Annotated in this window: 18 protein-coding genes and 2 pseudogenes; 10 read left to right on the top strand and 10 right to left on the bottom strand. The window is 69.0% G+C overall.

Annotated features, from left to right (window positions below; genetic code table 11):
* Positions 1 to 35: 35 nt before the first annotated feature.
* Genes J8M50_RS18115 through J8M50_RS18105 form a run of 3 tightly spaced genes read right to left on the bottom strand, consistent with a single transcriptional unit; the run spans position 36 to position 2,787 of the window.
* Positions 36 to 746: a cupin domain-containing protein gene (locus J8M50_RS18115; RefSeq protein ID WP_029183900.1), complete on the bottom strand. Its 711-nt coding sequence runs from the start codon at positions 744 to 746 to the stop codon at positions 36 to 38.
* A complete protein-coding gene (locus J8M50_RS18110; protein ID WP_010354041.1) occupies positions 740 to 1,654 on the bottom strand; it encodes a DUF6807 domain-containing protein in 915 nt (304 codons plus the stop codon). The genes J8M50_RS18115 and J8M50_RS18110 overlap by 7 nt, the downstream gene beginning before the upstream one ends.
* On the bottom strand, positions 1,651 to 2,787 hold the full coding sequence (locus tag J8M50_RS18105; RefSeq protein WP_010354042.1) for a Gfo/Idh/MocA family protein: 1,137 nt from the start codon (positions 2,785 to 2,787) through the stop codon (positions 1,651 to 1,653). The genes J8M50_RS18110 and J8M50_RS18105 overlap by 4 nt, the downstream gene beginning before the upstream one ends.
* Before the next feature lie 334 nt (positions 2,788 to 3,121).
* Here J8M50_RS18105 and J8M50_RS18100 point away from each other — a divergent pair, with 334 nt between their 5' ends.
* Positions 3,122 to 3,997, top strand: coding sequence for an undecaprenyl-diphosphate phosphatase (locus tag J8M50_RS18100; protein WP_010354043.1), 876 nt, complete (start codon positions 3,122 to 3,124; stop codon positions 3,995 to 3,997).
* An 816-nt stretch (positions 3,998 to 4,813) separates the two neighbouring features.
* Here the strand turns inward: J8M50_RS18100 and J8M50_RS18090 are convergent.
* Together J8M50_RS18090 and J8M50_RS18085 are read right to left on the bottom strand one after the other, a co-directional pair.
* Positions 4,814 to 5,686: a class I SAM-dependent methyltransferase gene (locus J8M50_RS18090; protein WP_029183901.1), complete on the bottom strand. Its 873-nt coding sequence runs from the start codon at positions 5,684 to 5,686 to the stop codon at positions 4,814 to 4,816.
* 129 nt (positions 5,687 to 5,815) lie between these two features.
* Entirely contained in the window at positions 5,816 to 6,406 is a 591-nt protein-coding gene (locus J8M50_RS18085; RefSeq protein ID WP_010354046.1) for a helix-turn-helix domain-containing protein, read from the bottom strand.
* A 96-nt stretch (positions 6,407 to 6,502) separates the two neighbouring features.
* Between J8M50_RS18085 and J8M50_RS18080 the strand changes: the two are divergent.
* The 8 genes and pseudogenes from J8M50_RS18080 to J8M50_RS18045 all read left to right on the top strand — a co-directional run bounded on the left by J8M50_RS18080 (position 6,503) and on the right by J8M50_RS18045 (position 14,838).
* Positions 6,503 to 7,496 (top strand): annotated as a pseudogene (locus J8M50_RS18080) (NAD(P)/FAD-dependent oxidoreductase).
* A gap of 126 nt (positions 7,497 to 7,622) precedes the next feature.
* Positions 7,623 to 9,215, top strand: a complete 1,593-nt coding sequence (locus tag J8M50_RS18075) for an MFS transporter (protein WP_010354049.1) — start codon at positions 7,623 to 7,625, stop codon at positions 9,213 to 9,215.
* Between the two features lie 131 nt (positions 9,216 to 9,346).
* Positions 9,347 to 10,619 (top strand): annotated as a pseudogene (locus J8M50_RS18070) (IS256 family transposase).
* Between the two features lie 333 nt (positions 10,620 to 10,952).
* Positions 10,953 to 11,315, top strand: coding sequence for a MaoC family dehydratase (locus J8M50_RS18065; RefSeq protein WP_075693505.1), 363 nt, complete (start codon positions 10,953 to 10,955; stop codon positions 11,313 to 11,315).
* A gap of 904 nt (positions 11,316 to 12,219) precedes the next feature.
* Entirely contained in the window at positions 12,220 to 12,648 is a 429-nt protein-coding gene (locus tag J8M50_RS18060; RefSeq protein WP_078480794.1) for a nuclear transport factor 2 family protein, read from the top strand.
* Positions 12,645 to 13,199 carry a TetR/AcrR family transcriptional regulator gene (locus J8M50_RS18055; protein WP_029183902.1) on the top strand — a complete coding sequence of 185 codons (555 nt, stop codon included), beginning with the start codon at positions 12,645 to 12,647 and terminating at the stop codon, positions 13,197 to 13,199. Before J8M50_RS18060 ends, J8M50_RS18055 begins: the two co-directional genes overlap by 4 nt.
* A gap of 217 nt (positions 13,200 to 13,416) precedes the next feature.
* Entirely contained in the window at positions 13,417 to 14,259 is an 843-nt protein-coding gene (locus J8M50_RS18050) for an alpha/beta fold hydrolase (protein ID WP_029183903.1), read from the top strand.
* Between the two features lie 126 nt (positions 14,260 to 14,385).
* Positions 14,386 to 14,838 (top strand): DUF1569 domain-containing protein, encoded by a 453-nt coding sequence (locus tag J8M50_RS18045; protein ID WP_010354054.1) that lies wholly within the window; start codon positions 14,386 to 14,388, stop codon positions 14,836 to 14,838.
* A gap of 434 nt (positions 14,839 to 15,272) precedes the next feature.
* Here the strand turns inward: J8M50_RS18045 and J8M50_RS18040 are convergent, their stop codons facing one another.
* The 5 genes from J8M50_RS18040 to J8M50_RS18020 form a co-directional block, all read right to left on the bottom strand.
* Positions 15,273 to 17,399 (bottom strand): glycoside hydrolase family 2 protein, encoded by a 2,127-nt coding sequence (locus J8M50_RS18040; protein ID WP_029183904.1) that lies wholly within the window; start codon positions 17,397 to 17,399, stop codon positions 15,273 to 15,275.
* Between the two features lie 245 nt (positions 17,400 to 17,644).
* Positions 17,645 to 20,659, bottom strand: coding sequence for a glycoside hydrolase family 2 TIM barrel-domain containing protein (locus J8M50_RS18035; RefSeq protein WP_010354056.1), 3,015 nt, complete (start codon positions 20,657 to 20,659; stop codon positions 17,645 to 17,647).
* A gap of 40 nt (positions 20,660 to 20,699) precedes the next feature.
* On the bottom strand, positions 20,700 to 21,641 hold the full coding sequence (locus J8M50_RS18030) for a carbohydrate ABC transporter permease (protein WP_010354057.1): 942 nt from the start codon (positions 21,639 to 21,641) through the stop codon (positions 20,700 to 20,702).
* A complete protein-coding gene (locus J8M50_RS18025) occupies positions 21,638 to 22,660 on the bottom strand; it encodes a carbohydrate ABC transporter permease (protein WP_010354058.1) in 1,023 nt (340 codons plus the stop codon). The genes J8M50_RS18030 and J8M50_RS18025 overlap by 4 nt, the downstream gene beginning before the upstream one ends.
* A complete protein-coding gene (locus tag J8M50_RS18020) occupies positions 22,657 to 23,967 on the bottom strand; it encodes an ABC transporter substrate-binding protein (RefSeq protein ID WP_010354059.1) in 1,311 nt (436 codons plus the stop codon). Before J8M50_RS18020 ends, J8M50_RS18025 begins: the two co-directional genes overlap by 4 nt.
* Before the next feature lie 496 nt (positions 23,968 to 24,463).
* Here J8M50_RS18020 and J8M50_RS18015 point away from each other — a divergent pair, with 496 nt between their 5' ends.
* The gene (locus tag J8M50_RS18015; protein WP_178865351.1) at positions 24,464 to 25,528 is read left to right on the top strand and encodes a LacI family DNA-binding transcriptional regulator; all 1,065 of its coding nucleotides are present in this window, start codon (positions 24,464 to 24,466) and stop codon (positions 25,526 to 25,528) included.
* Positions 25,529 to 25,540 lie beyond the last annotated feature (12 nt).

Raw genomic sequence — 25,540 nt, 5'->3', positions numbered from 1 at the left:
GCCGGGATTCTGCCGGACCCCGGCCCCCGAGCCCCTCACGCCTCCAGCTTGTACACGTCCAACCGTCCGCACATCCCGAACTTCCCCTCCTCGGACGGCTGTTCAGCCCGCACGACCGCGTCACGCAAGTGCGAGGCATCCCCCCGCCCGAGCCGATCGAGCTGGTCCCCCGTGGCCTGGGCCGCCGCCAGCGCCCCCCGCTCCCAGCGCTCCCGCCACTCCCCCAAGCGAGGCCGGACCAGAGCTGCGGCGGACGTATGGAAGGCGGCCAGGGCGTCGGGGGACTCGCGCAGGACCCGGTAGCCCTCCAGTGCCAAGTCCCGGCGTTTGCGGGCTACTTGCTCCTGTTCCTCGCGCGGCGCGTCCACCGGGATGCGGGTCACCGAGGCGTACGTGTCGGGGTCCGTCAGGTACTCGGGGGGCAGCGTCAGGACCGCGTCCCCCGCCTCCGGGAGCCCGCTGTTCTGCATGAGGACGGCGATCTGGAGGTCGTCCTCGTTGACGAGGCGGTGGATCGTGCCGGGCGTGAACCAGGCGATCGTGCCCGGCGTCAGGGGGGTGACCTCGTAGCCGGACGACGTCAGGGACTGGACCGCACCCCGGCCGCCGGTCACGACGTACCCCTCCGAACAGGCCAGATGCATATGGGGAGTTCCGCCGGAGAGCCCGTCGGCGGCAGGCCAGTCGTACACGCACAGCCGCGACACCCCGACCCCACCCGGCAACCCCGCGAAACCACTCACCAGGGCCGCCCCTCAAGGTACTTGGCGATATCGTCCCGCTCCCAGGCCCCGTCGGCGACGACGACACGGTAGCGGCGGGTCAGCGTCTCCCCCGGCGGCAGCTCCAGTTCCTCGTAGAAGGCCCAGGAGGGAGCGATCGCGGCGAAGGGCTCGTTGCGGACGAACCAGTGCGCGGGATGCCCGCCGGCGTTCTCGGGAGCGTGGGCGAAGACGACCGTCGCGTACCCGTCGGCCCCGTCGTGCTCACCGGAGAGCGCGAGCCATTCCCCTTGCGTACCCATGAGTTCGGGCCCCTCCCCGTCGGGCCCGATGATGCGCCCGTCCCGGAAGGCACGGGGCCCGCGCCAGAACAGCCCGGTGTACCCGGCCATTTCACGCCCGGCGGTGGTGGGGCTCCCGAACAGCAGAGGTTCTGTACGCCGGTTGGTGATGGCGCTGGTCCAAGTCAGTGCCCAGGACCGGGAGTCGAGGTCGACGTCGTGGATCTCGACGCGCCGCGTCTCCTCGGCCCACAGCTCACCGTCGTACGGATGCCAGGTGAGCCGCTCGGCGATGACGACGCGCCCGGCGTCGGCGGACACCTCGTCGAAGGCGACGTGCCGCATGGACCCGACGCGTTCGGGGAGCGCGAGGTAACCCTCGCCGTGGACATAGGAGTTGCCGCCCCAGAGGTTCGCGCCGGAGAGGTGCGAGGCGGTCAGCGAGAGCCCCTTGTGCCACCGGTGGTCGTTGGGCCGGTAGTCGGTGACGACGTCGCCGGCGAGCGTGCGCAGGGGGTGGAGGTACGGCTTGGGCGCCTCCCAGTCGGCCTCGGCACGGTAGACGTACGAGAGGAGTTCGACGCCGGTGACGGGCTCGGTGACGGTGATGTGGTCACCGTGCGCGTGGACGACCCGCAGTTCCTCGCTCACGCGGACCCCTCCTCGGGCGCCCAGCCGGCCGCGTCGCCGTGCAGGGCGGTGTAGTACGGGTCACCGGAACCGATCTCGCCGCGCCGGACGGTGACGTCGGTGAACGCCGACTTGTAGAGGGCGCTGATGAGTTCGAGGCTCGCGCGCCCCTCCTCGCCACTGAGCCGCGGCCGTTCACCGGCACGCATGCTGGCGACGAGTTCCCGGAGCTGTTCGAGGTGCGAACTCGGCACGTCCGTACCGAAGTCGAGCCAGTCGGCGAGTTCCTCCTCCAAGACGCCGGGCGCGGGGGTGATGCGCCAGTTCGCGTTGGAGTGCCCGTAGAGGTGGACGAGTTCGACGGTCGCGCGCTCGCAGTCGATGCGGATACGGCTGACCTCGTCGGGGCTGAGGACGCTGTTGACGACGGTCGCCATCGCGCCGTTCTCGAACCGCACGAGCGCGGTGGAGACGTCCTCGGTCTCGACGTCGTGCACGAGCCGTCCGGCCATCGCGCGGACCTCGCTCCAGGGCCCGAGCAGATCGAGCATGAGGTCCATCTGGTGGATGCCGTGTCCCATCGCGGGCCCGCCGCCCTCGGTGGCCCAGCGCCCGCGCCAGGGGACGGCGTAGTACGCGGTGTCGCGGTACCAGGTGGTCTGGCAGTGGACGACGAGCGGCCGGCCGAGCGCCTTCTCGGCGAGGAGGCGACGAATGTGCCGGGTGCCAGAACCGAAACGGTGCTGGAAAACGATGGAGGAGTAGGGACCCGTCTCCGTGCCTTCCTCGGCGGCGACGGCGTCGTACTCGGCAAGGGTGAGGACGGGCGGCTTCTCGCACAGCACCCAGGCGCCACCGCGCAGCGCGGCCTGGCTCTGGGCGCGGTGCAGGGTGGGAGGGGTACAGATGGTGACGAGGTCGGGGCGCTGCTCGGCGAGCATCAGCTCCAGGTCGGTGTACGGATGCGGGACGCCGTTCTCCGTACAGAACTTCTCGACGGCGCCGGCATCGATGTCGACGGCCGCGACGACCTCGACCTCGCCCTCGGCGGCGAGTTCCTGGAGCGCGGGGAGGTGGGAGCCGCGGGCGATGGCGCCGGTGCCGATGACGGCCACGCGGATCCTTCGGCCGGTGAGGGGAGCGGTCGGGGGCATGGGGGTGATCAGCACTCCTCGGTCTGGCGGCCGTACGCGCGAGCGGGAGACGGCATCAACCTCCGCAGCAAGCGCTTTCTCTCGCCAGCAACGTATGCGTCGGTGGCAGGGTGGGTCAACAGGTCAAAGGGGGCGAGAAGGGGCGGACGGGCGCGCTGGTACGACCATCGCACGGGCTGTCCGTGCGGCCCCTGTGCCGGGCCTGTCCGCGCGGGACGCTACGCTGCCCCCTGCACCCGTTGATCTCCGCGCGCGGCACGCTGCCCTGTCGCCGGCAGCCGTCGCAGCCGCGTTCCTCGTCTGTTCCCGATCGCCACTTGGACTCCGTAACCTCATGTCTTGGTTTGAATCCCTCATCCTCGGACTCGTCCAGGGGCTGACCGAGTTCCTCCCCGTCTCCTCCAGCGCGCACCTGCGGCTCACCGCGGCGTTCTCCGGCTGGGAGGACCCCGGTGCCGCGTTCACGGCGATCACCCAGATCGGTACGGAAGCGGCGGTGCTGATCTACTTCCGCAAGGACATCGGGCGGATCATCGGGGCCTGGTCCAAGTCGCTCTTCAAGAAGGAGATGCGCTCCGACCACGACGCGAAGATGGGCTGGCTCGTCATCGTCGGCTCGATCCCGATCGGCGTCCTGGGGCTCACCCTCAAGGACCAGATCGAGGGCCCGTTCCGCGATCTGCGGATCACCGCGACGATGCTCATCGTCATCGGCGTCGTCATGGGTGTCGCCGACCGGCTCGCCGCCCGCGACGAGGCCGACCGCAGGCACCGCGCGCCCAAGCAGCGCAAGGCCCTGGAGAACCTCGGCGTCAAGGACGGCCTGATCTTCGGCCTCTGCCAGGCCTGCGCGCTCATCCCCGGCGTCTCCCGCTCCGGCGCGACCATCACGGGCGGCCTCTTCATGGGCTACAAGCGCGAGGCCGCCGCACGCTACTCGTTCCTCCTCGCGATCCCGGCCGTCCTCGCGTCCGGCCTGTTCGAGACGAAGGACGCGCTGGAGAGCGACCACGTGTCCTGGGGCCCCACGATCTTCGCCACCGGCATCGCCTTCGTCACCGGCTACGTCGTGATCTCGTGGTTCATGAAATTTATTTCAACCAAGTCGTTCATGCCGTTCGTCTACTACCGGATCGCGCTCGGTGTGGTGGTGATTGTGCTGGTCAGCATGGGTGCGCTGAGCCCGCACGCGGGCGAATCCGGCGGCTGAACCAGGGCCGCGCAGGTAGCGTTGTCTAGCATTTCCTAGCGCCTGATTGCAGCACCACGCCATGATCATCTCCCACTTGTCTCCCACTCGTCTCCCACCGGGGAGGCGGGATACGCCCCACCAGGGCGTGTGCGTCCGCAAAAGTAGGGGATGACGCGGAAGGGCCCGCACGTCCGTGTGGGCCCTTCCGTACGGAGGGTGGAGCGGGTCAGCTGGGGTTCATGTCCGGCCTAGGCCGCGACCCTCGCCACGAGGAAACGCAGCCGCTCATCCACCGTGTCCCAGGCATCGCCCGGTGAGGTCATCTTCGAGTTCCGATGGTGTCCCTGAGGAGACATTTTGCTGCCACGGCCGGACGCGACAACGCCACTGATCGCCGAAGCCCCGAGCACGACACCGATGAGACCCGTCGATGCACCAGCCGGGACACGCATCGGCCTCCACCAAGACCCTTGACGGCCTCACACGAGTACGCCCAGTCCCCGACGCGGAACAGCGGCGCGGGAGCGGTCAGCCGGTTCGCCACCAGTACATCGATGACCTGGCCGTGCGTCAGGTCCGCCCGCGAATCCGGTGGCCGCAGCCCGTCGACGATCCCCGCGACGTCCACCCGACGCAGAAACTCGGCAGCGACAGGCAGGGCGCCCAGGCGCTTGGTCACCACGGACGTCACCACCACATCAAGGCGCTGACGCTGAGACCGAGGCCGCGGAGACCGGGAAGTCATCGACACACCCCACCCAACGCCACACGACCGGCCCAGGGCACCCCCGGCCCGGTCAGACCATACGAATCAACGACCCGCGAAGTACGGGACTAGATGCGGCGGGCGGCCCAGACGGTGCGCTCGGTGCGTACCGTCAGGTCGTCGCGGCGCGCGATGCTGTGCGGGCTGCTGGTGTCGAGGAGCTGGTCGAGCGCGGTGAGGTCCTCGGGGGAGAATCTGTCTGCGATGACGCTGCGGATGCGCTGCAGGACGCCGGTGGCGTAGCGGCCGATCGCTTCGTTGCGCGAGCCTTCGAAGTTCACGGCGATGGTGCGTTCGCCCTCGACGGTGAATCCGGCGGCGGTCAGCATCGGGCCCCAGTCGGCGCCGCGGTGGGGCATGTGTTCGGCTTGGCGGCGGTCGGCGGCGGCGTGGACGCGCTCTTCCAGGCCGGGCCTGTCCGCGGGGGCGTTTTCGGGCAGGAAACGGGGGTGGCCGGCCAGTTCGACGACGGCGAACAGGCTGCCGGGCGCGAGCGTGTCGTGGACGTTGCGCAGTGCGCGGTCGGGGTGAGCCATGTGGTGCATCGAGGCCGATGCCCAGACCAGGTTCGGTGAGCCGAGGTCGGGCCAGGCGCGGTCGTCGAGGTCGGTCTGCACGGTGCGTACGCGCTCCTGGACGCCGCGGGTGCACGCCTTGGTGCGCAGGCGCTGCAGGTGTTCGGCGGAGGCGTCGACGGCGGTGACGTGCGCGTCGGGGAAGCGGTTGAGGAGGGCGAAGGTGCCCGCGCCCGTGCCGCAGCCCAGGTCCACGATGTGGTGCGGGGTGGTCTGCAGCGGCAGCCATGCAGTGATGGAGGCGGTGTGCTCGGCGAGGACCTCGGCGTCCAGGTCGAGGATCTCCGCTTGGCCGTCCATTGCGTGCTCGTGGTGGTGACCGTGCGAAGCGCCATGGTCGGGGGTGTGGGTGAGTGCGTGGTTCATGCTCTTCACACTAAAGGTGGGTATGCTCCTGCAGCACGAAGTGTCCCTGTTTACGCAAGATGATGGTCGAGGGCGCTGCCCGACGCGCAAGATGTCACCGCCAGGGAAGGCCGTCGCGCTGCCTCACGATCACTCGGGAGCGCCTTGGGTGTCGTCGTCGCTGTCGCCCTGGTGGCCGCGGCGGGCGTCGCGGTCGAAGATGCCAAGGATCTCGCAGGGTCCGCCGTCGGCGCCGATCGCGTGCGGCATCATCGTGGGGAACTCGGCGGCCTGGTTGGTCTCGAGGCGGAAGCGGCGGTGGCCGAGCATGAGGATCGCGGTGCCGGACAGGACGACGAGCCATTCGCGCCCCGGGTGGGCGCGCATGCGCGCCGGGTTCTCGGGGGGCGGTTCGGTCATGCGCTGCCGCACCACGCTCATCCCGGGGTCGGCCTTGATGGTCCAACGCATCCGACCGTGGGTGCTGTCGATTGTCGGGCTGGTGACGACGTCGTCGGTGGCGGTCTCCACGAGCTGATCGAGCGTGGTGTCCAGGGCGCGGGCGAGGGTGACCAGCTGATCCAGTGCGAGGCGGCGCTGGCCGTTCTCGATGCGGCTCAGGGAGGACTGACTGAGGTGGGCGCGGGAGGCCAATTCCTCCAGGGACCAGCCCTGCGCCACCCGCAAGGCGCGGATGCGTTTGCGTACGAGGCTGTCCAGATCTCCATCTTCTTGCTTCATAGGCAACAGTGTATGCCTATGAAGCAACTCCACTTAGCGTCGTGTGCAGATGGTCCGCAACGTCTGGGACCAGTGCACGAGGAAAGGCAGGAGGCCATGGCTGTGACAACTTCTCCGTACGCGAGTGACGCACTGCCCGAGGGGACCGTCGATGTGGTGGTGATCGGCGGGGGCGCCGCAGGGCTGAACGGAGCGCTGATGCTCGCCCGCTCCCGCCGCTCGGTCGTCGTGATCGACAGCGGCTCCCCGCGCAACGCGCCCGCCGAGGCCATGCACGGATTCATCGTCCTGGACGGCACCCCGCCGCCCGAGCTCCTTCGGCGGGGGCGGGAGCAGGTGCGCCAGTACGGAGGGCGCGTCGTCTTCGGTGAGGTGACCTCGGCCGAGCCCGCCGCTCTGGCGACGGACGGGGATCTGCGGTTCACCGTCACCTTGGCCGACGGACGGAGCATGAGTGCGCGCCGGGTCCTGGTGGCCACCGGCCTGAAGGATGTACTGCCCGAGGTCCCTGGCCTCGCCGAGCACTGGGGCCGGGGTGTGGTGCACTGCCCGTACTGCCACGGCTGGGAGGTGCGCGATGAGCCCATAGGCATCCTCGCCACTGGCCCGGCCTCCATCGGCCATGCGTTCCTGTTTCGGCAGTTGACCGAGGATCTGACCTTCTTCGCCCAGGACACTGACCTGGATGAGGCCACCCGCGTCCGGTTCGCGGCCCGCGGCATCCGCATCGTCGACACCCCGGTGCAGGAGGTCGTCAACAACGAGGACGGCACCGTCGCCGGCGTGCGCCTGGCCGACGGCCATGTCGTGACCCGCAGCGTCCTCGCAGTCGCCACCCAGATGGAGGCCCGTACCGAGGGCCTGGAGGGCCTGAAGCTGCCGATGCACGACCTGCCCGACGACATGGGCCGCGGCTTCGCCTGCGGCATGGCTGGCGCCACCGAGGTGCCGGGTGTCTGGGTGGCGGGCAACGCCACCGACCTTGCCGCGCGCCGCCGCAGCGGCCGGCGCCCACATCAACAGCGTGCTGGCCACCGCGGACACCGACGCGGCTCTCGCCGCAGCCCAGGGCGAAACTCCCGCCCTCTGACATCCGGCGCGGCACCGGCCGCCGCACGCCCCCGATGTGTGCGGCGGCCTGGGCCCCACCCGCCCCTTCACCCAGCGACCGGTCCTGCTCCGGCGCTGACTCGGCATACCGTTATGAGAGGAATCCATGAGTACGAACCAGCCCGTACCTGCCACACCGGCCGGCGGCCGGGGCGCACCCGACGCGCGTCAACTGCGCACGATCCTGATCACCGTCTCCATCGCCCTGATGGCGGTTATCGCCTCGGTGACCGGGCTGAACGTCGCGCAGACCCATATGGCCGTGGAATTCGGCGCTTCCCAGAGCACGGTCCTGTGGATCATCAACATCTACACCCTCGCCCTGGCCGCGCTGCTGCTGCCGCTCGGCGCCCTGGGCGACCGCCTGGGCCGCAAGCCCATGCTCATCGCCGGACTGAGCGTTTTCGGCATCGCCACCGTGGTCGCGGGCCTGGCCCCGACGGCGGAGGTGATGCTCGCCGCCCGCGTGGCCAGCGGCATCGGCGCCGCCATGATCATGCCGATCACGCTCGCCGTCATCACCTCCACCTTCCCCGAAGAGCAGCGCGGCAAGGCGATCGGCGTGTGGACCGGTATCGCCGGAGGCGGCGGCATCCTGGGCATGTTCCTCTCCGCACTCCTCGTCGACGTCGCCGACTGGCGCTGGCTGTTCGTCCTGCCCGCGGTCCTGGTCCTCGTGGCCCTGGCCATGACGCTGAAGTCGATTCCCAACTCCCGCGAGACCTCGGCCCATCGATTCGACACCGTCGGCGCGCTGGTCTCCATCATCGCTGTCGTCGGCCTCATCTTCGTCCTGCAGGAAGGCCCCGAACGCGGCTGGACCGCGCCCGAGACGCTGATCAGTCTGACCGTCGGCCTCATCGCCACCATCGGGTTCGTGGCCTGGGAGCTGCACCGCCGCGACGCCTCACTGCTGGACGTGCGGCTGTTCCGGGAGCGCGGACTGTCGGGCGGCTCGATCACGCTGCTGGTGGTCTTCGGTGTTCAGGCGGGCATCGGCGTGGTCCTCTTCCCGTTCTTCCAGGCCGTACTCGGCTGGTCGGGCCTGCTGTCCACGGTCGCGATGATGCCCATGGCCCTCGCGATGATGATGGCCTCCGGCCTGGCGCCCAAGCTGGCCGCAGGGATCGGCGCACGCTCGACCATGGTCGTGGGCATCGCGCTGGCCGGCGTCGGCATGGCGCTCATGGCCTTGTTCGTCTCCGTCAGCGGCGGCTACCTGTCCGTCCTGCCCGGCCTGCTCGCCATGGGCGTCGGCATGGGCCTGTCGATGACCCCGTCCACGGAGGCAATCACCGCCTCCCTGCCGCGCGAGAAGCAGGGCGTCGCCTCCGCCCTCAACGACGTCACCCGCGAATTCGGCACCGCACTCGGTGTCGCCCTGCTCGGCGCACTCGTGTTCGCCGGCTACCGCAACGCCATCGACGACAAGCTGCACGGCATCCCCCAACGCGCCGCGGAGACCGCCCGCGAGGGCGTCGCCAACGCAGTTGAGGTAGCGGGCACCACCGGACCACACGCACCAGACGTGCTCCACGCGGCGCAGCAGTCCTTCGTCGACGGCTGGCAGCAGGCCATGGGGGCAGGCGCCGTCATCATGGGAGCCCTCTTCATCTACATCACCCTCCGCGGACCCAAGAACACTGCCTCCGCGGTCGCGGACGAGACAGACCACGCTGAGGCTGTCTCCGCCGGCTGACCGCACAAGAGCCGGACCACAGCAAGCAGACCGCCCCGCGAGCGTGTCTGAAATATCGTGTAAGTCCGTGATGTGGCAGCCTGGCCCGGGGCTCGGCCTCGGGCTCTTGGGCCGGGCGGATCGGACGAGTCATGTCAGACAAGACGGAACCGGTTGCCTCTGCGGCCGGGGACGAGTTGGTGAATGAGGTCGCCGGGCGGTTGCTCAACAAGGCCGATGCTTCCGGGGTGGCTCTGCTCGGTGAAGGCGGGCTGCTGACGGAGATCACCAAGGCTGTTCTGGAGCGGGCTCTGGAAGCCGAGATGAGCGAGCATCTTGGCTATGAGCGGGGCGATCTCGCTGGTCACGGGTCGGGGAACTCCCGCAACGGCACCTCGCCCAAGACGGTCCTCACTGACGCCGGCGCGATTGCTCCGGCGGCGCCGCGGGACCGCAACGGCGACTTCGAGCCGCGCCTGGTTCCCAAGAACGCCCGTCGGCTCTCCGGGTTCAACAACCGGATCCTGTCGCTTTACGCCCGCGGGATGAGCGTGCGCGACATCCGCTCCCACCTGGCCCAGATCTACGGGGTCGAGGTCAGCCCAGACCTGATCAGCAAGGTCACTGATGCCGTGGTCGATGAGCTCGTGAGCTGGCAGAACCGGCCCCTGGACGCTGTCTGGCCGATCATCTACATCGACGCGCTGTGGGTGAAGATCCGCTCGGGTTCGGTGACCTCCAAGCCGGTCTACCTGGCCGTCGGCGTCGACATGGACGGCCGAAAAGACGTCCTGGGCCTGTGGGTCGGCGCCGAGGGCGAGGGCGCTAGTACCTGGATGGCCGTCCTGTCAGAACTACGGAACCGGGGCGTCGAGGACGTCTGCATCGTCGCCTGCGACGGTCTGAAAGGTCTGCCGGACGCGATCACCGCGACCTGGTCCAAGGCCACCGTCCAGACCTGCGTGATCCACCTGACCAGGGCCTCGCTCCGGCTGTCCTCGGCGCGGGACCACCCCAAGCTGGTGCCGGCCCTCAAAGCGATCTATGCGGCCCCGACCGAACAGGCCGCCGAGCAGGCTCTCGACGATTTCGAGGCGTCTGACCTGGGGCAACGCTATCCGGCGATCGTCCGGACCTGGCGGTAGGCGTGGCCGGAGTTCACGCCCTACCTGGCGTTCCCGCCGGCCATAAGGACGGTGGTCTACTCCACGAACATGGTGGAGTAGACCAACTCCCGGCTCCGCAAAGCCACCCGCAACAGCGGCCATTTCCCCTCAGAGCAGGCCGCGTTGAAGGTTCTCTACCTCGCGGTCCGCGAGCAGATCAACCCCAAAGCGCGCGACGCGAACCACGTCGCCGCACCACTGGAAAGAGGCACTGAACCAGTTCTCCCTGTTCTTCGAGGACCGGCTCAGCATCCAATGACACCAACCGACTTACACACGATTGCTGACACGTCCTCAGGCCGATGAACAGGGGCAGCCACGCGCCGTGGACCATTACTGGGCATTCCGGGTCAGCGGGTGCGGGCCACCAGTGGCGGTGCTGGTGGAGAAGGCGTCAACACTGAAGGGGCGGCAGCGCCAGGCCACCCAGGCTTCCGGGGCTCGTCCAGCGAGCGGTGCAGCAGGCGCCCAACGTTGTGGACCAGGTACGCGACGACGCCAGCAGCGTCACATTGCTGTGTTCAGGGGACCGCGTCCGGCACCTGAACAGCGGTGGCGGTGAGTGCCGCCGTAGCGCCCGCCCCAGAATGACATCGACCGTTTCGCCGATGTCACCGGCGATCACCAGTGGATCCACCTCGACCCGAACAAGGCCGCGAAGGGCCCGTACGGAACGACGGTCGCCCACGGCTATCTGGTCCCGTCCCTCGTCCCCATGCTCCTGTCGGAAGCCGCGCGGACCGAGGGGCTGACCGCCGCCATCAACTACGGCAGCAACAAGGTCCGTTGCCCGGCCCTCACACCCGTGAACTCCCAGGTGAGGGGCATGGTGGAGCTGACGGAACTGCGGCGCGGACCGCAGGGAGCCCAGGCCGTCCTCCGCGTCACCGTCGAGCGGCGGGGCGGCGACAAGCCTGTGTGCGTCGCCGAAGTCGTTGCAGTGCTCTTCGAGTGAACCCACAGAGGAGAAAGCTGACATGAGAACCCCTCACTCATGGCGGAGGGAGGCATCACCCCGTCGGCGACCTCCTCCCCACGGAGAGCAGCCGCGGCATCTTCCCCTTCGGCGGCGTCACCACCCCACCGTTCGACCCGGTCTGCCTCCGGCCAACCAAGGCAGCGCCCTCCTCGACAAGCGGCGGCTGGGCGAACTGGCCGTCCAGCAAGTCGGCCAACTCCCCGCAGGCGAACTGCCACCCCCTATCGTCCCGATACCAAACTTGGATGTCCGCGGCACGCCGTGACTCACCCTTTACCTCGATCCGGCAGCGAGGTTCGGGCGCTGAGCGACTCGGCGGTTCGCTCGCAATGTCCCCTGCAGTCGGGGGTGGGCCGTCGCGTGACGCTGCGGCTGCGCCGGGCTCCACGGGCCCGGGGTGGTGCGGGTCTCCCCCGTTCTGGTCTTCGTCGGGACAGGACCGACGGTCGGGTGACGGCGGGAAGTTCAGAGAGTCGCCGCCCGCAGGTGGTGAACGCGTTGGCCCAGGGCCAGGTGGCCTCGATACGGAGCAGGCGGCGGGCGTGCTTCGCGATGCGGGCCCGCAGGCGGCAGAGGCGAAAGCGCCTGGTGCCGGGCTCGGCATCGACCAGATCGGCGTGGTCGCGCAGCGCCAGGAGCCTCACCCAGGCGTCGAGGTCGGCAGTCAGGTTGGCGGAAAGCATCCAGCCGCAGTTCCCATCCCAGGACTCGGGCGGGAGGTCGCGCAGGCCCATCGCCTCGTTCGTGGGGCACCCAGTCCTCAGTTCGCTTCGCTGTGGTCGTCATCGCGGAAGATGCCCGAAGGCAAGCCCTCACCTTGGGCCGACCGGCCCTTGCAGCGCTTCTTACTTACTTGTAAGTTAGAAGAATGGTTACCACCGTGGCCGAAGTGGCCGCATCAGACATCAAGGCCCTTGAGGCGTTCTGCGATCGATGGGAGAGGGCTTGGAACGAGCACGACGGCGATGCCGCGGCGGCGTTGTGCGCCGAAGACCTGGTGTACGACGAGCCGGCGCTGGGTGAGACGGCACACGGCCCCGACAGCATCCGCGACTTCGTGACGCAGATGGCACAGGCCTTTCCCGACTACTCGTTCACGCGTATGGGGTTGTACGGGGAGGTGACGCGGCGGGCCGTGCTGGTGGCGTGGCGCTTCTCGGGGACCCTGGCCGGCACGGATCAGCGCGTGGAGTTCCACGGTGACGACCGTCTGGAGCTGGGAGAGGACGGGCTGATCCACGCCTACCGGTGCCTGTACGACCACCGCTTCGTGCTGAGTCAGATCGGCCGCGCGAAGGCCGAGCAGTGACCGAGCCCGGCCGCACTCGTAAGCCGGCGGCGGTGCGGCGGGCTGAGATCATGGAGGCGGCCGACGCGGAGTTCGCCCTGAAGGGACTGTCGGGGGCGGGCATCGAGGCGATCGCCGCACGGGTCGGTATCTCCCATCCCCGCATCGTGCAGATGTTCGGCTCGAAGCGTGATCTGTTCCTTCAGGTCGTACACGCGGCCTACGACGGGATCGAGGCCACCTTCGAGAGCGCCGAACCGACGCTGAGCGCGCTCGGTGACGCCTACCGGCATCTCCTGCAGAGCCGACCCACTGTCGGCCTCGTCCTGTTGCAGGCTTACGCCGCGTCAGGCGACGCGGTGGTCCAGGAGTCGGTACGGCGGCGCCAGCTCGACCTCCAGCAGACCATCACCCGTCTGACGGGCGCCGACCCGATGCAGGTGCGCTCCTTCTTGGCCACCGGTCTCGTCCTGACGGTCTCCACCGTGCTGGACCTGCCTGAACGGCGCGCCGACACGGAGTGGGGCGCCTGGATCATCGGCCGCGCGGACCCACCCACCGACGAGCCATGAGGCGCAAGCGGCGAGAGAACTGATGCGCCCTGGGGGGCACCCGCAGCACCGCGACACCGCGCGATCGACGAGCCGTCACCCTAGGTCGCCGCAGCTGTCGCCGCATCTCCACCCGCCGGCTCGTCCTGGCGGTGGCTCTTTCGGCGCTGCTCGGCAGCGGACCGTTCGTGGGCACGATGCCCCGACGGGGCGCCCACCTTCCCGAAAAGGATGCACCATGACAGAACACCTTGAAATCCCATCGGCTTCAGGCACCTTCGACGCGATCGCAGCAGGACCCGCAGACGGGCGCCCCGTCCTGCTCCTGCACGGCTTTCCCCAGACCGCCGTCCTCTGGGAAGAACAAGTGGCCGCGCTGGGTGACCAGGGCTTCCGCGCGGTCGCGCCCGACACCCGCGGCTATTCGCCGGGTGTGCGCCCGATGCGTGCCGACGCGTACGGGGTGAGCGAACTGGTCGGGGACGTTCTGGCGGTGGCCGACACACTCGCCTGGAACCGCTTCGACCTCGTCGGACACGACTGGGGCGGTGCCATCGCCTGGTGGACCGCGGCCCGGCACGCCGAGCGACTGCGCACGCTCACCGCCGTGTCGACGCCGCATCCCAGCGCGCTGAGGGAGGCACATCGCACCGACGACGAGCAACGCCGTCGCTCCCAGTACCAGCAGGACTGGCGCAGCCCCGGCACAGAGGCCCGCTTCCTCGCGGAGGACGCCGCGCTCCTGCGTTCCCTCTACCAGGGCAAGGTTCCCGACCATCACGTCGACTCATACGTACAGCGTCTGTCCGAACCCGGTGCGCTGAGCGCGGCCCTCAACTACTACCGCGCCGACCGGCCTGACGCCGCGGTCGGGAAGATCCAGGTACCCACGCTCTACGTCTGGGGCACCGAGGACGTCGCGCTCGGGTCCACCGCAGCTCATGCCACAGAAAAATGGGTGAGCGGCCCCTACTCGTTCCACGCACTGCAAGGCATCAGTCACTGGGTCCCCGATGAGGCTCCCGAGGTCCTCACCAGCCTGATCATCGGCCACCTGAACGAGCATGAACCGGCGCTCTGACGCAGTGGTCGGTACAAGTGCTTGCCCAGCGCGCGGGGAGAGTGCCCGGCATTGCGCCTGCCGCCAGGGGCGGGACCGAGGTCGGGGCCCTGGCCGACGACCATGCAGGAAACGGAATCTTGCGATATGACCTCACTCCCCCTCGTCCAGCTCACTGAACGGCTCCGCAAGGACCTCGGTCGCCCCGAGCGTGACCTGCTGGCGCCGGGCAGCGCCTGGAACCTGTCCCAGACACTGCAGCACTGTGCCCAGACCGTCCGCTACTCCGTCTCCGGATATCCCAAGCTCAAGCCCGCCCTGTTCCGGGCGACGGCAGGCCCTCTGGCCAAGTGGGTCTTCCTGCGCCGCGGAGCGATGAAGCACCCGCTCGGCGCGGAGATCGACGGAGCGCCGCCGCTGGACCCGGGCCTGCCGGTGAGAGAGGCCGCGTCCGGCTTCGCGGACGCGGTGGCCCTGTTCACCGGCCACACCGGAGAACACGCCCCCCACCCCGCCTACGGCCGCTGCACACACGACGAGTTCGCGCGGCTGCATACCATGCACCTCGCCGAACACCTCCCGGGACTGGCCCATGCCTGACACTGCTCCCGCCGGTGCTCGTTCATCGTGACGCAGGACGTGCGCGACGCCGTTCTGCGGCCGGGCGAATTTCACCCTCCGCACGAAGCTGACAGTTCCCGTCGAACGGGCCATGGCTCGCCCTGCCGTGATCATGGCCCCGACGGCAGTCGCACGACGCTGACGCCGTGGGCGACTCGGCGTGACACGCGGCGGCGGACTGCACGGCACATCGAAGCTCCGGTCGGGCAGAACGACCTGACAGGTCACCCTGCCCACCGGAGCTTCGTCGCGTACGCCGTGTGCCACCTGGCATCGTCACGCCGCCGAGACCCGCACACCTACGAGATCGTCGCGGTGGTCATACGGCCACCCGAGAACTGTGGCATCGCCCGCCCTGCCCCTGTAGCGCCTGTGCCGCGTGCGGACCGGGCGCGTGTCGAGGGGCGGGGTTCTCAGCCGAGTGTCCAGTTGACGCTGTCGGTATGGGTGGAGCCGTTGATGGTCGCGGTGACCGTCACGGTGTTCTGGCCGGGCCTCAAGGTGATGCTGGGCCATCTGAAGATGTGGTCACTGCTGCTCCGGGTTCCCAGGGAGGTGCCGTTGAGGGTGGCGGTGACCTGGCCCGCGTTGGAGTAGACCTTGAGTTCGGTGGTGGCATCGGTGCGCTGGGTCCACCGACGGCTGGTGATGTGGAGGGTGGGAGTGGCGGCCCAGTTGGCCTTGTACCAGTAGAAGGCGTCCTTGCGGATCTGCCGGTCGCGGGTGACCAGGCCCTTGTCGTTGATGCCGGGCTGGCCCCCTTCGCCCCGGCCGTCGGAGGGGAAGTCGAACATGGCCCAGACGAACGTGCCCCAGATGAAGGGACGGGCGGCCAGCTGCTTCCAGGCCGCTTCGTGGAACAGCGACTGGTACTCCTCGGGGTGCCAGGATCCGCCCGGAGCCGGCTTCGGCGGGTTGAGTTCGTGCTGGGTGGTGCTCGCGCCGACCCCGTACTCCGACATGGCGATCCTGCGGGACGGGGAGTTCGCGTGCAGGTTGTCGGCCCACGCGCCGAGGTCGCCGTCCTTGGAGCCGTAGTACCAGCCGTAGTACTTGTTGAACCCCGTTGTCTGCGTGTGCAGGCCCGCCTGCGCGTTGTCGGGGTCCTCGCCGCGGACCGCGTAGGTGGAGAGCCGGTCCGGGTCCTCGGCTTCGACGATGTCGGCCAGTGACGCGAGCAGCGTGTTCGTGGCGGTGCCGTTGTAGTCGATCTGCTCGTTGCCGATGCCCCAGAAGGCGATCGAGGGGTGGTTGTAGTTCTGCCGGATCAGTTCCCGCAGTTGGTTCTGGGTGCTGGTGGTGAAGGCGGCCGAGTTGGTGACGAGGTCGACCAGGGGGATCTCCGCCCACACGATCATTCCGCGTTCGTCGGCGAGATTGTAGTCCTTCTGGTCGTGCTGGTAGTGCGCCATCCGGACGGTGTTGGCGCCGATCTCGCTGATGAGGTCGAAGTCCTGGGTGTGATCGGCGTCGGATATCGCCCAGCCCTTGCCGGCCCGGCCCTGGTGCAGGTTCACGCCGTGCAGGTGAAGGTGGCTGCCGTTGAGGCGGAAGCCTGTGTTGGCGTCGACGGCGATGGAACGAAGACCCAGGCGTTCGGTCACCACATCCGTGATCTGGTCCCCGCCCCCGGTGACGTCATGGATCTCGACGCCGGCGTTGTGGAGGTAGGGATCCGCCAGGCCGTTCCACAGGTGCGGGTTGCTGATGTGGAGAGTCTGCTGGACCTCCGTGCCGGTGGCCGCGGGGACGGTCTGCGCGGTGCTGCTCGTCTCCGCGACGATGGTCCCGCTTTTGTCCGCGATGACGCTGCGCACGACCACCGATCTGGTGGTGGTGCTGTCGTTCCACAGCTTCGTCGTGACGGTCACCGTGGCCGAGGCCGCGCTCACGTTGCTCTGCCGGAGGTAGACGCCGGGGCCCGCGTAGTCCGTCATCCGGACGTGGAGGTCGTCGACGGCCCACAGGCTCACGTTGCGGTAGATGCCGCCCTGGAAGGTGTAGTCCGCGCTCAACGGGGCGATGCCGGTGTCGCGGGCGTTGGTCACCTTCACCGCGATGACGTTGTCCCCGCCCGGGACGAGCGCGGCCGTGGCGTCGAACCTGAAGCGGGAGTACCCGCCCTTGTGCTGCCCGAGGTACGTGCCGTTGACCCAGACGTCGGCGACCTGGTTGACCCCGGCGAACTGCAAATACAGCCTCTTTCCGGCGAGTTCGGCCGGCACGGTGTAGTGGCGGCGGTACCAGCCCACTCCGCGGTAGTAGTTGTTGCCGCCGTCGGCACCGTCAGCGGCGTTCCAGGTGTGGGGTGTGTTGACCGTCGTCCAACCGGAGTCGTTGAACCCGGGAGCCTGCGCGCCTGCGACATCCGACCTGATGAACCGCCACCCGTTGTTGAGGTGGATCCATACCCGCGGATCCGGCGCCGTGTACGTCACGGCGGCGGACGCGGCACCGGCATGCGGGATCCCGGCCAGCGTGGCCAGTACTCCCGCTGCCGCCCCGCCGAGTACCTGTCGGCGACTGGGCAAACCTGTCATGTCAGAACTCACTGTCCGTGGGGTCGAGAAGGAAATTGACTTGGCGCGGCATTACGCCGACGACCGTGGCGGGCCGGGCAGCACCCGGATCGGGCTGACGGCCTGTCTCAGGCGACCGGGAGGAGTGCCCCGGCCCGCCTCGCGTCCAGTCGGCGCTTCTCCCGGACAGCGGCGCCGTAGCCCGCAGCGCCCGGTCGGCCCGCCGGCCCTCGGCGGGCAGCACCGTCGCCGGCGGGCTCTGTTGCTCAGGCGCCCGGTGTGATGCGCAGCCTGATGGTGCGGGCTTCGGGGCGCAGCACGAACTCCGGCCACACGTCCGGCCCGCAGGACCGGGAGCCGAGTCCGTGCTGGACGGCGTCGATGATCAGGTGGCTCGTGGTCGACTCCGGCAGCTCGAAGGGGTGTGCGGCCCCGGCGATCTGCTGGGGGGTATGGCGGCCGAGGGTGAAGCCGGGGCGCCGGCCGCGGGCGTCGGGGAGGGCCACGAGCCGCAGTACCTCGGTGCCGCCGCTGGTCAGCGTGAGGCGCCGCATCCGGGAGCGGTGGCCGGTCTCCTGGGGGCGCGCGTAGGCGACCGCGAGGTCCCCGATTCCGGAGGAGAAGCGGCCGGTGCGGGCCGCGCGGAGACTGTCGGGGTAGGACTCCAGCGGGCCCAGGCCGAACCAGTCAGCGCCGTCGACGGGTGCCGTCCCGTCGGGCAGTTCGAAGCGCACCCCGATCCGCGGCCACACCGACCGCCAGCCGCGCGACGGCTCGATCTCCACGCGCAGTTCGAGTTCGCCGTCCTCGATCGACCAGACGGACTCCACGGTCACCGAGAGGGCGGAGTCCGCGGCGGAGACCCGGTCCACGGTGCGCAGTGCGTCCGCGGCCTGCTCGACGCCGAGGCGCCGCGTGGTCAGCCGGTCCAGGCCGTCGCGGCGCCACGTGTCGGCGCTGGACACCCCGAGGACGCTGTTGTCGCTTCCCTCCAGCCGGTCGGCCCGGCTCTCGTCGTTGTCGGTGGGCGCGCGGAACAGTTCCAGGCGTGGGCCGGTCACGGGGCGCCCGGCGAGGCGGGTGAGGGAGCCGCCGGTGAACTCGGCGATGCCGAGCGTGAGCGTTCCCTCGCCGGCCCGCCAGTCGCGCCGGGGCCGGGCGACGGGCACCGGCCGCCGTATCGAGCGGTCGAGTTGGGCGGTGGCGATCTCATGCCGCTCCGGTGCCCAGGCGGTCGCCGTCGCCAGCACCGCCTCGACCGTCAGCCAGGTCTCGCCGTCCGGGGCCACTGCGACCGGCGGCAACGGCACCCGCCCCGACTCGCCCGCCGCGAGGACCGGGGCATCCCACTCCCCCGAGTCCACGAGGTTCCCGTCGTGCTCGACTCGCCAGCAAAAGCGCAGGTCGGACGTGTCGGCCGAGTGCCGAAGGTTGGTGATCACGAGCTTGTCGCCGTCGAAGGCGAAGCGGATCGGCTGCACGACCGCCTTGAACTCGTGCAGGCTCGGCGTCGGCACGTCGTCGCTGAGCACCATCCCGTCCATCACGAAGTTGCCGTCGTGCACGACCTCCCCGAAGTCACCGCCGTAGGCGTAGTACGGCGTCCCGTCCCGGGCCGTGGCCAGGATGCCGTGGTCGCGCCACTCCCAGACGAAGCCGCCGTGCAGCCGCGGGAACCGGTGGACCAGTTCCTCGTACTGGTCGAGGGCACCCGGCCCGTTGCCCATCGAGTGGGCGTACTCGCACAGCAGGAACGGCTTGGTGCGCTGCCGGGCGCCCTGCGCGGGGGTGCAGCCGAGCAGCGGCGCGCCGGAACCGTCCGTGCCGATCTGCTCGATCTCCGGGACCGTCGGGTACATGCGGGAGTAGACGTCGGTGTACTCGCCGGTGTAATCACCTTCGTAGTGCACGGGACGCTCGGGATCGCGGGCGTGGACCCAGGCCGACATGGCGGCGAGGTTGACGCCGGTTCCGGCCTCGTTGCCGAGTGACCAGATCACGACGCCGGGATGGTTCTTGTCCCGCTCGACGGTGCGCTGGACACGGTCCAGATAGGCCGCGCGCCAGGCCGGGTCGTCGCTCGGGTTGTCGGCCCAGTCGACCTTCTCGAAGCCGTGGGTCTCCAGATCGCATTCGAGGACGACCCAGAAGCCGAGTTCGTCGGCGAGGTCGAGCAGCCGGGGATGCGGGGGGTAGTGACTGGTGCGGATGGCGTTCACGTTGAACCGCTTCATACGGGCCAGGTCCGCACGGGCGTGCTCCTCGTCGAAGACCCGGCCGCGCTCGGGGTGGGCCTCGTGCCGGTTCATCCCGTGGAAGACGACACGACGGCCGTTGACCAGGAACCGGTCGCCGCGGATCTCGACCGTGCGGAAGCCCACCCGCAGGGCGATGCTCTCCGCGGCCGAGGACACGGTGACGTCGTACAGGCGAGGCTGCTCGGCCGACCACGGCTCCACGCCCGCGATGTCAAGGGGCGCCACGTCGGCCGGGGTGGCCCATACCCTCTCGACGCCGAGTTCGGGGATGCGCAGGGTGACGGGGAACGCGGCCGGGTCGGCGGTGACCTCCGGGTCGATACGGCCGTTTCCATGGTCGTAGCCGGTACGCAGCCATACATCCTCGACGCCCCCCACCGGCCGGGCGAGCAGGGTGACGTCCCGGAAGATACCCGGCAGCCACCACTGGTCCTGGTCCTCCAGGTAGCTGGCGGCCGACCACTGGTGCACCCGTACGGCGACGACGTTGTCGCCCGGTCGTACCGCGGACGTCACGTCGAACTCGTGGGCCAGCCTGCTGCCACTGGCGCTGCCGATCTCGACGCCGTTCACCCAGACCCTGAACAGCGACTCCACGCCGTCGAACCGCAGCAGGACCCGCTCGGCGTCCGACCAGTCCTCGGGGACGTCGAAGCGGCGGCGGTAGTCGCCGGTGGGGTTCTCGTCGGGGACGTGCGGCGGGTCGATCGGGAACGGGTACTGGACGTTCGTGTAGATCGGCCGGCCGTAGGCGCCGTCGCCCTCCAGCACCCAGTGCGCGGGCACCGGGATGCTGTCCCAGCCCCGGTCGTCGAAGTCCTCGGAGGCGAAGTCCTCGGCGACGGCCGCCGTGGGCGACAGACGGAACTGCCAGGGGCCGTTGAGCGACTGGGAGGGGGCGTCGGAGTGCAGCCAGGAGCGGGCCGGGCGCAGGGCGCCCCGCCACGGTGCGGTGTCCGACACGTATGTGGAGAGCTGGGAGGGCAAGGGGCTCAGAACCTTGTTGGGGCGTTCGGTGCTCACAGGTGGTGCTCCGGGGAAGTGTGGGGAACGAGTGGGGGGTTCAGCCCTTGTTGGCGCCCAGCGTGAGGCCGCTGACGAACTGCCGCTGGAGCACGAAGTACACGATCAGCGTGGGGATCGCTGTGAGCAGGGCGCCGGCGGCGACCAGGTTGGGGTCGGTGAAGTACTGGCCGGAGAGGTTGTTCAGTGCCGAGGTGATCGGCATGTTCTCTCCGGTGGAGATCAGGACGAGGGCCCAGAAGAAGTCGTTGTAGATCCAGATGGACAGCAACGTCGCCAGGGCGGCCATCGCCGGCTTGCACAGGGGCAGCACGATCTGCCAGTACAGGCGCCACACCGAGGCGCCGTCGACAAGGGCGGCCTCGGTCAGCTCGTGCGGCAGGGAGCGCATGTAGTTGGCCAGCACAAAGGCGCAGAACCCGGACTGGAACGCCACGTGGATCAGCACCAGGCCCAGCGCCGAGTCGTACAGCTTGCCGCTCATGGTGATGCCGGGCAGGTCGATGAGCAGGTACAGGCGGTACAGCGGGGTGATGATGACCTGCTGCGGCAGCAGGTTGCCGGCCGTGAACACCAGCAGCAGAAACAGATTGACCCGGAAGTCGAAGCGGCTGACGTAGAAGGCGACCATCGACGACAGGAACAGCGTCAGCAGCACCGCGGGGATCGCCACCAGCAATGTGTTGCCGAAGTAGTGCAGCATGTCTGACTGCTGGAAGGCGTTGGTGAAGTTGTCGAGGCTCAGTTTGTCGGGCCAGGAGACGTAGCCCTTGGTGCTGGTCTCGGCGTACGGGCGCATCGCCGCGTACATCGCCCACAGCAGGGGTGCGAGCCAGGCCAGCGCTGCACCGGCGAGGAAGACGCGCAGCAGGATCCGGGCAGGGCGGACTGGGGTGCGCTGCTTGGCCGGCGCGGCAGAGTTCGAAGGGGTGGCGCGAGGCGCCTCGTTCAGGGTGGTGGTGGGCGACGGGTGGGAGCTCATGCGCGCCGCTCCTTCCGGAAGGTCGCGATCAGGTACGGGATGATCACGGCGAGCGAGATCACCAGCAGGACCACGGCGATCGCGGAGCCGTATCCGATGCGGCTGGACTCACCGATGATGTTGTTGGTGACCAGGATCGACAGCAACTCGGTGCCCTCGGCGCCCTTGTTGAAGACGAAGACCAGGTCGAAGGCGCGCAGCGCCTCGATGATCGTCACGACCAGGACGACGGTGTTGGTGGGGCGCAGGGTCGGGAAGATGACGTTCTTGAACGTCTGCCACTCGTTCGCCCCGTCCAGCGAGGACGCCTCCCGAAGCGCCGGGTCGACACCCTTCAGGCCGGCCAGGTAGAGAATCATCATGTAGCCGGTGTGGCGCCACGACGCGGCGATGAGGACGGACCACAGGTTGAGGTCCGGGTCGCCGATCCAGTCGATGTAGTGGCCGGGCTCATTGGCGCCGATGATGCTGTTGATCAGGCCGGTGTCGGGGTTGTAGACGAGCTGCCAGACGAAGCCGATGACCGCCATCGACAGCACGACGGGCAGGAAGAACGCGGTCTGGTACACCTTGCTGAACCGGATCTTCTTGTCGAGCTGCACGGCCAGGAACAGGCCGAGCGGCGTCGGGATCAGGATGAGCACGACGAACCAGACGACGTTGTGCTCGACCGCCGGCCAGAACTGCGGGTTGTTGGTGAGCAGTTCCCTGAAGTTGTCCAGGCCGACCCACTTGAGGGAGTCGAAGCCGATGCCGTCCCAGGTGGTGAAGGCCAGCGCGATCGAGGCCAGCGCCGTGAGCCAGACGAGCAGGACGTGCAGGATCGTCGGCACCCCGGCCATCAGGCCGAGGGTGAGGCGGTCCCGTCGGGTGAGCAGCCGTCGGTGGCCCAAGGGGGCGCGCAGCCGCTTGGTCTGATTCTTGGTCACATTTTTCGGGTTGCCCGGGGGCGGCACTGCGGCCGTCCCCGGGGTGCTGGTGGTGCCGGTCCCGGTACCGGTGTTCGTGGTGACGGTCATGCGGACGCGAAGATCGTCTTCTTCTGGCGCTCGATCGACGCCAGCAGGCTGTCGACGCCCTTGGGGTCGCGGATGAACTTCTGCAGGGCGGGCTGCATCACCGTGGAGGTGAAGTCCGGGCGGCTGTCGCGGTCCATGAACTGGGTGAGGTGCTTGGCGCCGGCGATCGTCTCGTACGCCTTCTTCTGCAGCGCGGTGTACGAGGAGGTGTCGGCCTTGTTGGACGCCGCGACCAGGCTCGGGTCGGACTTCAGGTAGATCTCCTCGGCTTCCGGGGTGCCCAGGAACTCCAGGAGCTTGAGCGCGCCGGCCTTGTTCTTCGGGGCCTTGGAGAGCATGAAGCCGTCGGTGGGCGCCTCGACGGTGTCCTGCCCGTGCGCGGAGTTGATCTCCGGGAAGGGGAAGAAGTCGAGGTCGTCCAGGTCGGCTTTGTTCGTGAACTGCTGTGCCACGAAGCTGCCGAACAGGTACATGCCCGCCTTCTTCGAGATCAGCGTCTGGGCCGCGTCCTGCCAGGTGCGGCCGACCGCGCCCTCCTGGTGGTAGGGCAGGATCTCGGCCCAGTGGTCGAAGGCGGTGCGGACCTTGGCGTCGGTCCAGGACGCCTTGCCGGCCATCAGCTCGACGTGGAAGTCGTAGCCGTTGGTACGGAAGTTGATCTGGTCGAAGGTGCCGAGCGCGGGCCAGGCGTCCTTGTCGCCGAAGGCGAACGGGACCAGGCCGTCCTTCTTCATCTGCTTGCACAGGGCGACGAGTTGGTCCCAGGTGGTGGGGACCTCGTAGCCGTACTTCTTGAAGACGCTCTTGCGGTAGAAGACGCCCCAGAGGGACGTGGAGATCGGCACGAAGTAGTACTTGCCGTCCGCGCCCTTGCTGAGCGCCTTCATCGCCTCGGGGAAGTTGCCGCCGATCTTCTGCCACACGTCGTCGATCGGGCTGGCGAGGCCCTTGGCGGCGAAGAACTGCATGCGGTAGCCGGCGAACCAGTTGAACACGTCGTCCGGGGTGCCCTGGAGGTAGGAGTTGATCTGCTCCTGGAACGTGTTGTGGTCCTTGGTGTTCACGTCGACCGTGATCCCGGACTGCTTCGTGAACGCCGCGTAGATCTCGGCGAACGCCTTCTTCGGCACCGCGTCCGACGCGTTCGACCCGAGGGTGACGGTCTTCGGGTCGGATGCCGTGCCGCTGCCGCCGCAGGCGCTGAGCAGCGGTATGCCGGCGCCGAGGACGGCTGCGCCACCAATACCGCGCAGGACGGTGCGGCGGCTGGCGGCAGGTGTGGGCCGACCGAGGGAGGAAGAGTGCATTTCGGCTCCTGACAGGGCGGCCGTGCCCAGGCGGCACGTCGGCCCGGCGGGGTGTGACGGGGAAGCGGTCGTCCACGCGACCAAGACTCAACACGATCGAACAAATCCGACCGGCGGTTGCGAGGAAGACTGAACGCTCCAGGGAGTCGCTGTCAAGCCCCGTCGACTTGGCCTCAGGGCTGACCGTACATGCCGGCAGGACGGCCGGCCTACCGTCGGACGGGAACGACGACCTCTTTCCATGAGCGGGGCTTGCGAGTGAACTTCTGCAGTTTGACCAGGATGTATACCCGACAGAGGTGACCCCCTCCAGGCGGCTGCCCAACCCGTTGCCGACCAGCCGCCCGCCATCGGATCCGCCGCCGCCCACCGGAATCGACACTGCGGGGACCCTTGACGTACAGCTGTCGGCTACGTAGACATGACCACGCGGTCAGACCGCGTGGTCATACAGTTGACCTCCTTCGATGCAGACGTACGGCCGTCGGGAGACTTCATGGCAGCAGTGGTGGGACGGAGCGAGGGCTCCGCTGTGCCGCGCAGCGCGGACGTGGCCCGCATGGCCGGGGTGTCACGCAAGACGGTGTCCCGGGTCCTCAACAACGAGCCGTATGTGTCCGAGGAGGCCCGCACAAAGGTCCTCGCAGCCGCCGAGGAACTCGGCTACCGGCTGAACCAGGCGGCCAGAACACTGGTCTCCGGGCGTACCGGCTCGATCGGTGTGGTCGCCCTGGGCACCGCCGGGTACGGGACCGCTTCACTACTCGTGCACATCGAGCGGGCCGTGCGCGACGCGGGCTACGCGCTCCGCGTGGTCAACACGCCCGACGGCGACCCGACGGGTATCGCGGGTGCCGTGGAGTCGCTGCTCGAGCAAGGGGTGGACGGCGTCATCGTCTCCGAACCCATCGTGGAAGGGGACGTCAGCGTCCGCGTCGGCGTCCCCGTCCTCTTCCTGGGGGCACCGCCCGCTTTCACCGCCACCCGCACCGTGACCATGGGTGTGGGCGCACACGAACTGGCGCGGGCGGCCACCGAGCATCTGCTGGACCTGGGACACACGACCGTTCATCATCTCGCCGGTCCGCGGCGCTGGTACGCCGCCAAGGACCGCATCGAAGGGTGGCGGGCGGCGCTCGCGGCGCGGGGCGCGCACGAGCCGCCACTGCTCAACGGTGACTGGTCGGCTGCCTCCGGCCATGCCGTGGGCCGGGCGCTGGCGTCGGACAGGTCCGTGACCGCTGTCTTCGCGGCGGGCGACGAGATGGCCATCGGGCTCATCCACGCCCTGCGGGAAGCCGGGCGCCACGTACCCGAGGACATCAGTGTCGTCGGCTTCGACGGCAACCCGGTCTTCGCCTACGTCTCCCCTCCCCTGACCACCGTGCGCCAGCCCTTAGAGGCCGCGGCCCGAGAGGGCATCCGCCTTCTCGTGCACGCGATCGAGAAGCCCGACACCGACCTGCCGCAGGCGAGCGACCCACCGGTCGAACTCGTCGTCCGCGGCTCGACCGCGCCTCCGCCGTCACACAAGGGCCAGAGCCCTTTGCACACCGCCTGAGCACCGCCCCGA

Source organism: Streptomyces acidiscabies (assembly GCF_020010905.1).
Lineage (GTDB): Bacteria > Actinomycetota > Actinomycetes > Streptomycetales > Streptomycetaceae > Streptomyces > Streptomyces acidiscabies.
This window is presented reverse-complemented; position numbering and strand designations above follow the sequence as displayed.